This is a genomic window from Paenibacillus sp. JT22N1 (assembly GCF_059692155.1).
In genome coordinates this window covers 20,930-33,199 of sequence record NZ_JCAUAW010000026.1, presented here as the reverse complement: position 1 = coordinate 33,199, position 12,270 = coordinate 20,930, and the positions used below count along the sequence as shown (strand labels likewise).

The 12,270-nt window shown below is 45.4% G+C and carries 9 protein-coding genes; 6 read left to right on the top strand and 3 right to left on the bottom strand.

What is annotated here, in order from left to right:
- Positions 1–2: 2 nt before the first annotated feature.
- The 3 genes from AC58UU_RS33845 to AC58UU_RS33835 form a co-directional block, all read right to left on the bottom strand.
- Complete coding sequence (locus AC58UU_RS33845; RefSeq protein WP_497321921.1) at positions 3–902, bottom strand: carbohydrate ABC transporter permease; 900 nt, start codon at positions 900–902, stop codon at positions 3–5.
- 77 nt (positions 903–979) lie between these two features.
- Positions 980–2,296, bottom strand: a complete 1,317-nt coding sequence (locus AC58UU_RS33840) for an ABC transporter substrate-binding protein (RefSeq protein WP_497321920.1) — start codon at positions 2,294–2,296, stop codon at positions 980–982.
- 31 nt (positions 2,297–2,327) lie between these two features.
- Entirely contained in the window at positions 2,328–4,430 is a 2,103-nt protein-coding gene (locus AC58UU_RS33835; protein WP_497321919.1) for an amylo-alpha-1,6-glucosidase, read from the bottom strand.
- A gap of 368 nt (positions 4,431–4,798) precedes the next feature.
- Between AC58UU_RS33835 and AC58UU_RS33830 the strand changes: the two genes are divergently transcribed.
- The 6 genes from AC58UU_RS33830 to AC58UU_RS33805 all read left to right on the top strand — a co-directional run bounded on the left by AC58UU_RS33830 (position 4,799) and on the right by AC58UU_RS33805 (position 12,107).
- Positions 4,799–5,824, top strand: a complete 1,026-nt coding sequence (locus AC58UU_RS33830) for a LacI family DNA-binding transcriptional regulator (protein ID WP_497321918.1) — start codon at positions 4,799–4,801, stop codon at positions 5,822–5,824.
- 234 nt (positions 5,825–6,058) lie between these two features.
- Positions 6,059–6,745, top strand: coding sequence for a cell division ATP-binding protein FtsE (gene ftsE, locus AC58UU_RS33825; RefSeq protein ID WP_497321917.1), 687 nt, complete (start codon positions 6,059–6,061; stop codon positions 6,743–6,745).
- Complete coding sequence (gene ftsX / locus AC58UU_RS33820) at positions 6,735–7,652, top strand: permease-like cell division protein FtsX (protein ID WP_497321916.1); 918 nt, start codon at positions 6,735–6,737, stop codon at positions 7,650–7,652. Before ftsE ends, ftsX begins: the two co-directional genes overlap by 11 nt.
- A 302-nt stretch (positions 7,653–7,954) precedes the next feature.
- Positions 7,955–9,145, top strand: a complete 1,191-nt coding sequence (locus AC58UU_RS33815; protein ID WP_497321915.1) for a murein hydrolase activator EnvC family protein — start codon at positions 7,955–7,957, stop codon at positions 9,143–9,145.
- A 91-nt stretch (positions 9,146–9,236) separates the two neighbouring features.
- Entirely contained in the window at positions 9,237–10,700 is a 1,464-nt protein-coding gene (locus AC58UU_RS33810; RefSeq protein ID WP_497321960.1) for a S41 family peptidase, read from the top strand.
- A 123-nt stretch (positions 10,701–10,823) separates the two neighbouring features.
- A complete protein-coding gene (locus tag AC58UU_RS33805; RefSeq protein ID WP_497321914.1) occupies positions 10,824–12,107 on the top strand; it encodes a PDZ domain-containing protein in 1,284 nt (427 codons plus the stop codon).
- The last annotated feature ends 163 nt before the right edge of the window (positions 12,108–12,270 follow it).

The window sequence follows — 12,270 nt, the reverse complement described above, 5'->3', positions numbered from 1 at the left end:
TCTTAGTTCAATTTCTCTTCGCCGCCGAACAGCTTGCGTTGAATCAACGTAACAATCATGATTGCGCAAGTTAACATGAAGGCTAAAGCGGAAGCGTAGCCCATATCCAAGTTCTTGAACGCATATTGATAAATCAATAGGACGAGAGTCAGCGTAGAATTATCAGGGCCCCCAGATCCATTGGACAATATGTAAGCCTGATCAAAAAGTTGGAACGTTCCGATCAATCCCATTGTTACCACGAAGAATGTGACAGGTTTGAGCATGGGTACTGTAATCGAGATGAATCTGCGCCAGGTTCCTGCGCCATCAAGTTCAGCTGCTTCATATAACGTATCGGGAATATCCTGCAGCGCTGCTAAGTAAATAACCATAAACTGAGGCGCTGTGGAAAATATATTCATGATCATAATGCCTTTGAGGGCGACGCTCGGGTCTCCCAGCCAATTGAAACTGTGCATGCCCAGTAAATTGAGCATATCATTTAGTAATCCGTCGGACTTGTAAAGCCACATGAAAATGAGGGTTAACACCGCGGATGAGGTGATAGTCGGCATAAAGTAAACAACTCTGAAAAAATTACGGAACTTAATTTTAGAATTCAATACGGAGGCCATCAGCATGGCGACAATCGTTTGTATCGGAACGACATATAACGCATATTCAACGGTATTACGGAGCCCGATCCAGGCGCGGTCGTCATCGGCGATGCGAACGAAGTTGCGAAGTCCGATGAATTTGTAGCTTACGCCGCCCAGCAGCTCAACCTTATGCAGAGAGAGGAAAACTGCGTAAAGAATAGGCAGTAAAAAGAAGGCGCCAAGCACAAGCAGAGACGGAGAAACGAACAAATATCCAGAAATCACGTCCCGCCATTTGCGGCGGTTCCAGCGTCGTTTCATTCAAAGCTCCCCCTTTCCTGTAAAATGCCGTAAAAGAGGAAGATTCTCCTCTTTTACGGCTGCTATGCTTTATTTGGTTATTTACCTGCGGCAATTTCTTTGTTAGCGGTGTCTTGCGCTTTTTTGAGCGCTTCTTCCAGGGTTACTTTACCCTGATAAGCGGAAATAAACTGATTGTTGAAGTTGTTCATGATGGTCGGCAATGTTTCTTTCGCTTGCCATGGAATGGAGTAGGAGTTGCCGGCTACTAATGCAGCGCGCAGAGGATCTTTGTCGAAGCCAAGTTCTTTGGCTACGGATTTACGGGCAGGCAGCGCTAAGCCTTTGCTGGTCCATGTTTTCATGCCTTCTTTACCAGTCAGGTAAGAAATGAGCTCATATGCTTCTTGCTTGTGCTTTGAGCTTTTATTCATTACATAGGCTACCGTGTAAGCCATTGTCGCTTTTTTACCAAAAGTGGTTGGGAGTTCAGCTGTAGCAAAATCAAGATCTTTGAATGTGCTTTGTAGGTACGGAATCGCCCAGTTTCCTTCAATCACCATCGAAGCTTTGTGCTGTCCGAACATTTCGCCGCCCCAGCCTGCGCCCAGATCCTTCGGTTCGCCTGCGGATTTATCTTTAAGGTGCATATCAACAACCGGTTGTAGACCTTTCAACGCTTCAGGGGAAGAGTAAGCCGCATTGCCGTTATCGTCGGATACCTTGCCGCCCGCAGCTTGAATCATGAACATTTGACGGGCAAGCTCAGGCGCAGCGCCAAATCCGAAGCGGGATACTTTACCACCGTCCGCTTTTGTCAGCTTTTTAGCTGCATCTTGAAGCTCTTCCCAAGTTGTAGGAACCTTAGTGATACCAGCTTCTGCGAAATCTTTCTTATTGTAGAAAAGCGCTAGTGTAGACGTATCTTTTGGAAAGCCATAGCTTTTGCCGTCTTTACCTTTAAAAGCGTTCAGAAGCGGCGCTTCGAAGTCAGCAACGTCAAATTCAGGCTTTACATAACCATCAAGCGGTTCAAGCACGTTTTTGGCAATCAGGCCAGGGGCTTCGAATGCGTCTAGGAAGAATACGTCCGCGCCTTCGCCACCCACTAAACGAGTTTTAATGACATCCATATATTGATCCGCAATAACGTCAAACTTAACGGTAATGTTCGGATGTTTAGTTTGGAAATCCTTCAATACTTGTTGAAATAAGGCTGTTTCTTCAGGACTGGAGCCCCAACCGTTCAATGTAATCGTGACCGGCTCTGCCGATTTAGGTGCCGCAGTCGCTGCAGCTGAAGCCGCAGGAGCTGATGGAGATGGAGATGCGTTGTTCGCTTGGTTGCCACATCCGGAAATTACGATCATCGATGATACAGCGGCAAGTGAAATGCCAGTAAGCCATTTTTTCATGAGTAATGCCTCCCTTTTTATAAAAAGCTAATTATGAATGTTGAATCACTTGAAGCCCAGTCGTATTGTGCAGCACGTTCACTACCGCAGTCTGCGTCTGTGGGTTGAACTGAATGTGAAGGCTCAGCTTGCCCTGCGCCACTGTCATATTGCGGACGGTAAGTTCCGTCATGCCAGATGGGAGTACGGGATTCAATCGGATGGTACCGCCCAGCGTATCGGGCTCGATACCGAGCATTGTCTGCAAAAATACTAGCGGAGTACCAGCTGCCCAGGCTTGCGGAGAGCAAGCGACAGGATAAGGTACAGGCTCACCTATGGAATCGTCGTATCCGCAGTATAATTCAGGGAGTCTATGGTACTCAAAACTTTCAGATGCCTTCATTAAGCCTTCAATGACTTGCATGGTTTCCGCTTTGAAGCCGTTGCGGCTCATTCCCAGCAATACAAGGGAGTTGTCATGCGGCCAAATGCTGCCGTCGTGATAGCTCATTGGATTGTAGCCAGAAGATTCCGTGCTCATTGTGCGAATTCCGTAGCCGCTGAACATGTCGGGTGCTACTAGTCTCCGTACCACGGATTCAGCGCGGTCCGGCTGCAGCATGCCTGACATGAGGACATGACCAGGATTGGTTGTCACCGATTGGACTTGCTTCTTGTCAGCATCTAGTGCAATTGCGTAGAAGCCTTCTTCTTCCATCCAAAAGCTCGCTTCGAAGCGTTGACGAAGATCTTCTGCGGAACTTTCCAGCTCTTCGGCTATCGATTCTTTACCTAACTGACGAAGAATAGGTGCTAGTTTCATCTTCGCATGATAGACATACCCTTGCACTTCTGCGAGCGCAATTGGTGCTTTGGCATAATCGCCGTTACTATGTACGACAGAATCGCCGGAATCTTTCCAACCTTGGTTGGCAATGCCTTTGGATGATTTCTGATAATATTCCACAAATCGGTCGCCATCTGCATCACCATAATTGTCGATCCAGTGTAAGGCTTGCTCGATGTTCGGCATTAACTGCTCGATTAGCGCCGTATCTCCGGTCCATTGCACATACTCCGCAGCAAGGAGCAGGAAAAGAGGTGTTGCATCAATGGTTCCATAGTAAGGTGTGAAAGGAATCTTATTCGTTAACGCAAGCTCGCCATAGCGAATTTCATGCATAATTTTACCGGGTTCTTCATCACGCCAAACATCTTCCTTGGTACCCTGATAGGAGGCCATTGTAAGCAATGTGCCTTTGGCCACATTTGGTTCTGCAGGCAGCATTTGCAGTGCAGCGATTAAGCTGTCTCGTCCAAATGGGACCGCATACCAAGGCAGTCCAGCAACTGGGAAGCGTCCATGCCCGAGGTCAGTAAGGAGCACACGCAAATCCTGGAGTCCCCGGTCGTACAGCTGATTGAACAGGGGAAGATTACTTTCTACAGAAGTGGTATTTTGGTCCCATTCTTGATAGGAAGCTTTCAGCATCTCAATCGCTTGTTGGGCAGAGACTTGCTCAGGTCCCTTTCCATCGATATAAGGGGCAATGAAGAAAGTAACAGATTGGCGCTCTTTTGGCGCTAGTTCAAAGTTGAAGGCTATCGTGCTGTCTTCCTGAACAACTGTTTCCTTGCGATCCCAACAAATATGCGTCTGACGTTCAACTCCATCTGTGCCTTTGTAGCGTTTGACCAGCTTCTGGTGTTCCATCACATCAGGGAGCGCTTCACCGAAAGTTCCATTCTGAAAGCCCCGAACGACGAACATGTCAGCGAAATCGCTTTCGAATCGAGCTGTAAAGTCGAATGCAACCGGCTTGGGATAAAAGCTAGTGAAGGCAATGGTTTCATATAAAGCGCCTTCATAAATAAATCGTTGTCTTTCCAGTTCGACAGATTCTCTCCAAAGAATCAATTGCCCATCCGATTCCATATGAGGATTAGTCATACGAATGGTGGCGATATAGTTCGTTCCTGCGGAAGAACTAAGCAGAATCGGTTTCTTGCCATTAATACGAATTTCAAGCCTACTTAGAAAGCGGGTATCCTTCGTATATAAACCGTGTCCTGCCTCATTGTCTGCTGGAATATCGCCGGTTTTATCAGTCATGAGGAAGAGATCATTCTCCTTAATGACTCGGTAATCCATTCGGGCCACCCCTTTTCTCTGTTATTCTTGATGATTTCTAATGTATTATTCTTACCGAAACGTTTCGGAGGCAAATAAAAAGAAAAGGAAACTAAAATGAAAGGGGTCAAAACCCATTAAATTTTCTTTTCCAATTTTTGTGAACAAACACCGTCTAATCTTTTCCGAAACGTTTTGGTAACTTGATATTTTGATTATACATAAGGATGTAACCATTTTCAATCCCCTTTAATAAATTTTTAAGCGTTTACATAACGTAATAATTAAGATTGAAACTAGAAGAGGAATAGATTAATATAGGAATTATATAAAAATTCCGACCGATTTATTCCAAAACGTTTTGGACAGGGGGCGAACACGCTAACTATATGATTACAATAAAAGATATTGCCAGAGAAGCCGGCGTGTCCGTCACTACCGTATCGCGAGCGCTTAACGGATACAATGATGTGAATGATGATACCCGAAAAAAGATTCAGCTCATTGCGAATGAGCTTGGTTATAGTCCTAATATGGCCGCGCGCAGCCTTATATCCAAAAAAACACAGACACTCGGACTGCTGCTATCCGGAATTACGCGTAATAGCACTAAGGATAGTATCGCGTTTGAAATTCTTTGCGGTATGAATGACCGGGCAGGGGAGCTGAATTACGATCTGATCTTATTCAGTACTACACCTCAGAAGCAAGCCGCGAAATCCTACAAAGCGCTATGTCAGGAACGAGGGGTTGACGGTGTCATTATTATGGGCATTCGGCTGGATGACCCCTATTTAAAAGAAATCGTCACCTCGAGTTTACCCTGCGTACTGATTGATATTCCTTTTAAAAACAGCAATGTTGGTTATGTGACTTCGGATAATATTCAAGGCGCGTCTCGGATGACACAGTTCTTGATTGAACAGGGACATAAGAAGGTAGCACTTGTGAATGGCCATGCGCAAGCAGATGTCAGCATTAAGCGTTTGGATGGTTATAAGCAAGCTTTGGAGCAGGCGGGTATTCCGTTTGAGGAGGATTTGGTGCTCGACGGGGGGTTCTCGGATGAGGGCGCTCGTGACGCTACCTACAGGCTAATGTCTCAGCGTCCAGATGTGACCGCTATTTTTTGCGCAAGTGATCTAATGGCTCTCGGGACGATGCAAGCGCTTCGCGGGCTTGGACTTACTATTCCTGGTGATGTCTCAGTCGCCGGATTCGATAACATTAGTATCTCCGCCTATTGTTCTCCAACTTTAACAACCGTTAGCCAAAATCCATATGAAATCGGTTATCAATCTGCCCAGATGATTATTGACATGCTTGAGGGCCGTCAGGTAACCAAACAATTGGTGCTTCCAACAGAACTTCTCGTCCGCTCTAGTGTAGCCGCACCTAAAAATAAACAAAATTAATAACATGACCGTCCTATGTAGGGCGGTTTTTGCGTATATTATAGTTTTCTAGTTCGATATTACTAGCGTTGGATTTCTCATATTCTCTAAATAAATGATATAATGACGGTATTCAACAGGATTTTCAAAGCTATTTTAGAAGGAATTTCAGTAATTGTGTCGAATGGTTAAAAGCTATCTTTACAAGCGGAGAGACTTTGCTACGCAAAGATCCATATATTAGGATGTGATATTGTGATCGAAATGCAGGACGTATGGAAAACGTACTCCAACGGCACTCATGCATTGCGAGGGATTAATGTAAAAGTGGACAGCAATGAGTTTGTTTACGTTGTTGGACCTTCCGGCGCAGGTAAATCTACATTTATGAAGTTGATGTATAGAGAAGAGAGGCCTACCAAGGGCCAAATCTTCGTAAATGGTTTTAATTTGGAAAAGCTGAAACAGCGTAAGATTCCTTACGTTCGTCGTAATATTGGCGTTATTTTCCAGGATTATCGACTGCTTCCTAAGCTTAATATTTTTGAAAATGTGGCTTTCGCTATGGAAGTTATCGAGGCACCTAAAAAGCAGATTAAGAAACGCACAATGGAAGTTCTCGAGCTTGTTAAGTTGAAGGATAAAGCGAATTCGCTGCCCTCTCAGCTTTCTGGAGGCGAGCAGCAGCGGGTAGCGATTGCCCGGGCAATAATTAACAACCCAGCTGTCATAATAGCCGATGAACCGACAGGAAATCTCGACCCTGAGACCTCCTGGGGAATCATGAAATTGATGGAGGAAATTAACTTCCGGGGAACCACCATAGTCATGGCTACGCATAACAAGGAAATCGTAAATACAATGCGTAAACGAGTCATTGCGATTGAGAATGGACTCATTGCTCGTGACCAGGTACGGGGGGAATACGGTTATGAAGATTAGTACGGTTTCTCGTCATTTGCGAGAAGGTACGAAGAATGTCGTTCGGAATGGTTGGATGACGTTCGCGTCGATTAGTTCGATTGCCATTTCGTTATTTATTTTAGGTATTTTCGTTCTCATTACACTTAATGTGAATGATATTGCAGGGCAGATTGAGAAACAGGTTGAGATTAATGTGTATCTGGAGGTTAACACTTCGCAGGATCAGATTAAGGCGCTCGAATCTCAAATTCAAGCTATTCATGAGGTAAAAACCATTAAGTTTGTTTCGAAAGAAGAGGGCCTTGTTTATTTAAGGCAAAAGCTTGGTGAGAGCGGTAAAGCTTTGTTAGATGGATTTGAAGGGGAAAATAACCCGCTAAACGATGCGTTCACCATCGAAGTCGATGACCCGCGAAATGTGGCAGTCGTTGCGGATCAAATCAGCGCGCTTAACATCGGCAAAGATCCAAAGCCTATCTACAAGGTGAATTATGGAAAAGGAACAGTTGAAGCTCTATTTAAGGTGACACAAATTGTTCGTTGGGTCGGGATTGGTATCGTTATTTTACTTTCATTTACCGCTGTGTTCCTGATCGCGAATACGATCAAAATTACGATTTTGGCCAGACGCAAAGAAATATCAATTATGAAACTGGTGGGTGCGACGAATTCCTTTATTCGTTGGCCGTTTTTTATAGAAGGTGCTCTACTCGGATTCATCGGCTCTGTTATCCCGACAGCTATTATTCTAGGTGGGTACTGGAAGCTGCTTAACACGAGTTCACTGAACTTGAATCTGCTTATGGTTGAATTAACACCTTTCGGGGAGATTGCTCCTACGATGACGGCTTTGTTGTTAGGTATTGGTATGGTAATTGGAATCTGGGGGTCCCTAATCTCAGTCCGCAAATTCCTCCGCGTCTAAGCGGAAGCTTTTATAACCGACTTTGATAACGATGATGTAACAGGGAGCTTATTCGGCGTCGAATCTTGAACGAAATCCGGGAAGTGCGGTACTCACTTAGCAAAACACTAAGCTCCGTTCCTCCTTCTCCGGATTTCGTCCAACCTTCTCGGTTCTGAAAGCCGATTACAAAAGCGTTATTTAAGTTTCAACTGATTTTTTCATTTTCAAAGATTCATAGATTAAAAGATAAGAGACTAAGAGATTTGCAAGAATAAATGATTTATTGAGTGCCAGGTTTTGATGATAGGGAGGCTACGTGCTTGAAGAAGAAGATTCTACCTGTGGTGTTGACTCTTGGGATTGCGGCTTCATTGGCGGTTCCTTATGCGGGGTATGCCGCTTCAACAACGGAAAAGATCGATCAGCAGTTGACTCAGCTCAAGAAAATGAAGGCGGAAGCGCAGCAGAAGGCGAATGACGCGCAGAATCAAATAACGAAGGTTCATAACGAGAAGGACCAGGCGACCAAGGATATGAATACGCTTGTCAATCAGGTCAATGAGGCTAGCAAGAAGCTCACGAAGCTGAATGAAGAAATCGACCAAGTGTCGGACGCATTAGCAGATAACGCTAAACAATTGGATGAAGCGGAAGCGCGTGTGGAGACTCGTGATCAAATGCTGAAATCCCGAGTGCGCTTGATGTATATGAACGGCTTTGTTTCATACATGGATGTGCTGTTAAGCGCGACTAGTTTTTCTGATTTCTTGAACCGTATTGAAGCTTTGAAATCTATTGTTAATCAAGATAAAGAGATACTAGTGGCAAATAAGAAAGATAAAGAAACGGTTGCCCAGAAGAAGATAGATACAGAGGAACAGCTTGAGAAGGTTAAGGTGCTTTATGCTGATGCCGACGCCCTTAGGGACGATCTCCAAGCGAAGGAGAAGGCCAAGGAAGTTAAGATTGCTTCTCTTACGAAGCAAGAGAGGGTGCTAGAGGATATTTCTGAAGAAAGCGATAAACAGATTACACAATTAGCCAAGCAAGAGGCTGATTTACAGGCGAAGAAACGGGCAGCTAGTAAAGCGAAGTCGCCTTTCACTTATTCCGGTGGGAAACTGGGTTACCCTTTGGCTGCTCAAGCGCCGCTTACATCTGATTTCACGAATAGAATCAATCCGGTTACAGGCAGATCTGAGAGCCATAAAGGGATTGATTTGGGAGCACCCAAGGGAACGGGCATTCTCGCAGCTGAGAACGGCTCAGTCATCTATGCATCATGGATGAACGGCTACGGGAATTGCGTCATCGTGGATCATGGGAATGGGTTATGGACGGTATATGGACATATTATGAATGATGGGATCTATGTCAAAGTTGGCGATTTGGTGAAACGCGGACAGAAGATTGCCGGTGTTGGCTCGACAGGGCAATCGACAGGAAACCATTTGCATTTTGAAGTTAGGAAGAATGAAGTTCCAACCGATCCTAAACCATTCTTACGATAGGGGAACTTGGTTATAAAACGGGAATAGCTTGTCATATACTACAAACAGGCGAACCCAAATGGGTTTTAGGAAAAAGGTGGTGAAACGCGCTTTGCAATTCAAAGGACGTACGGTCATAGTATTTGTTTTGTTAGCCATGTTTGCAAGCAGTATCGTGACACTGACGATTGTGGATTCATCCTTTTCTTGGGGGCGGAAAGAGCAGCCAGCGGGCAGTACGGCCGCATCCACTGCCACTTCATCCGGACTATCGAGTAAGGATTTGAGCAAAATTTCTACAACGTTTCAACTGATCGAGAGCAAGTATTTGAAGCAACCGGATCATGATAAGTTGGTCAACGGTGCAATTAATGGCATGCTGGAATCTCTGGAAGATCCATTTACCGTGTATATGGATCAGAAGGAAGCGAAGCAGTTCGATGAGAGTATTACTTCCTCTTTTCAAGGCATAGGGGCAGAGGTTTCGATTGAGGAAGGTAAGTTCGTTATCGTTTCTCCAATCAAGGGCTCTCCTGCTGAGAAAGCGGGGATTCAATCCAAAGACGTGATTGTCTCGGTCAACGGAGAGAAGTTGGACGGGCTTACACTCAACCAAGCGGTCATGAAAATCCGCGGCCCTAAAGGGACGCAGGCGAAGCTAGATTTACTTCGTCAAGGTGCAGGTGATCCGGTGCAAGTCATCGTGGTCAGGGATAATATTGATGTTGAAACGGTTTATGGCGAAATGCTGCAGGACCAAATCGGGAAGATTGAGATTCGCCAATTCTCCTCGAATACAGCCGTCCGTTTCGCTGAAGAGCTGAAAAGCCTTGAAGCCAAAGGGATGAAAGGGCTAGTTATCGACGTGCGTAATGACCCGGGCGGTCTGTTGAACGTGGTCGTAGACATCGTGAATCCTTTCGTCAAGAGCGGAAAACCGATCGTCCAGGTCGAGAATCGGGATGGGAAGCGGGAGCCGACACCTTCAACGGGTTCAGGCAAGAACTATCCGGTTACGGTGCTTGTGAACAAGGGCAGTGCGAGTGCTTCGGAGATATTGGCAGGAGCCTTCCAAGAAGCGGTTGGCAGCAAGATCATTGGCGAAACTTCCTACGGGAAAGGAACCGTTCAGGTTACTTTTGAGAAGGAAATGGGCGACGGCAGCAATATTAAAATGACGGTGTACAAATGGTTAACGCCTAATGGCAACTGGATTCACAAAACGGGGATCCAGCCGGATATCCCAGTTGAGCAGCCAGGTTATTTCAAAGCAGCTCCGCTGTCTAAGAAAAGTGTGCTTAAACAGGACATGACAAGCGATGATGTGAAGAATCTACAGCTTATGCTGACAGGTCTTGGCTTTAACCCAGAGCGTTCGGACGGTTATTTCAATGATAAGACAGTTACAGCTGTTAAAGCTTTCCAAAGGACTAACGGTTTACCAATGACTGGCGAGGTAGACACGGAAACAGCGGCTAAAATTGAAAAATCAATTTTGGCGCAAATCCGTGAGCCGAAGAACGATTTGCAGTTGAAGGCAGCAATTGGGCAAATCCAAAAGCAAATCGGGAAATAATAAAGATCAGATAATGGAAATTCGTCAAGATGGGCAGGAGATAAGCTCTAATAGTCGAATTAGTGTAGGAAGGTTGCTACGGCTGCCTTCCTATTTCTTTTTCATCAAGGAGCCCAGATTCGTATGGATGTATTGATTCAACTCTTGGACAGACTGCTGCAGGCTGTAAGGCAGTTGTTTGCGAATCCTTTTTACTATATAGGTATTCTATTTATCGTGCTGCATTATCGGAAGCAGATTCAGATGGAGCGTAAACTGTTTCACACGCGCTTGCATTCTTTATTGAATGAGACATGGCGAACCGTACTCTGGGGTTGGCTAGGCGGTATCAGTGCCTCCGTACTTTTGCTCTTCGTAGGTGTTAATATCGAAGCGAACACGGTAATTCTGTTATGGGTCCTATCGATTATCCTAGTTATGATGCGTGTTAGATTCTTGTGTTTGGCTTATGCGGTAGGCATTTTGGGAATCGCGCAAGTGATTCTTTCGTGGATACCGAATGCAGCCAGCCTCCAGGAAGCGGTACCGGTTCTGGACATCGTAGTTGGCGCGGATATTCCTTCCTTGCTGGTCATTGTCGCCGTACTTCATCTTCTAGAAGGGACGCTCGTCGGTTTTCAAGGGGCACGCATGGCAACACCGCTGTTCCTAGAAGGAAGACGAGGGCAAATTATCGGCGGGCAACAGCTGCAAGGCTTCTGGCCTGTTCCCTTGTTCTTGCTCGTTCCTATGACAGGGGGAAGTATACAAGGTCTTCCATGGGAAACGCTGTTCGGTTCGAACCTCGCAACAGGGTGGACGCTTCTTGCCTTCCCGGCAATGATTGGCTTTACGGAGCTTACGATATCGAAGCTTCCCCGCAAACAAGCCCGTTTCAGTGCAAGCTTGCTCTACTTATATGGCGTCATCCTATTAGTTGCAGCGATTGCCGCTCATTTTTGGCCGCCGATTCTACTTGTAGGAGCCGTATTAAGCATTGCTATACATGAAGGATTGATTCGGTATAACCAATGGATGGAAGATAAGCTGGTGCCGTTCTACGTTCACTCACAGCAAGGGCTTATGGTGTTGTCAGTAGTGCCAAACAGTCCTGCACACGAGCTGGGTATTCAAACTGGCGAACTCATTCACAAGGTGAACGGTCACAAAATCAAGACTAAAACCGATCTGCACGTTGCCATGCGGTTGAATTCCGCTTTCTGCAGGCTGGAAGTGCTGAATGAGCAAGGTGAGGTACGCTTCTTACAGCGAGCGATTTACTCTGGCGATCATCATCAATTAGGTATTATTTTAGCTCCGGATCAGGATGCACTGTACTTCCTAGAGCAAAGACCCCTGCATCTGTTTTCCTATTTGCGAAGTAAACTGACCGGCTTGTTATCTAATGATTCAACGAAATCCATGTGATAAAAAAAAGACCCTATCCTCTCGCTTGAAAGAGGAAGGGTCTTTGCTTACCACATAAGAAAGTATAAGTTTATTTCTAACAGAGAAATTTGACTTTCTTATTGGCGATAAAACCTACATTTAAACGCGGTCGCTCATCTTCGAAATGCATCGATAGAGGTTT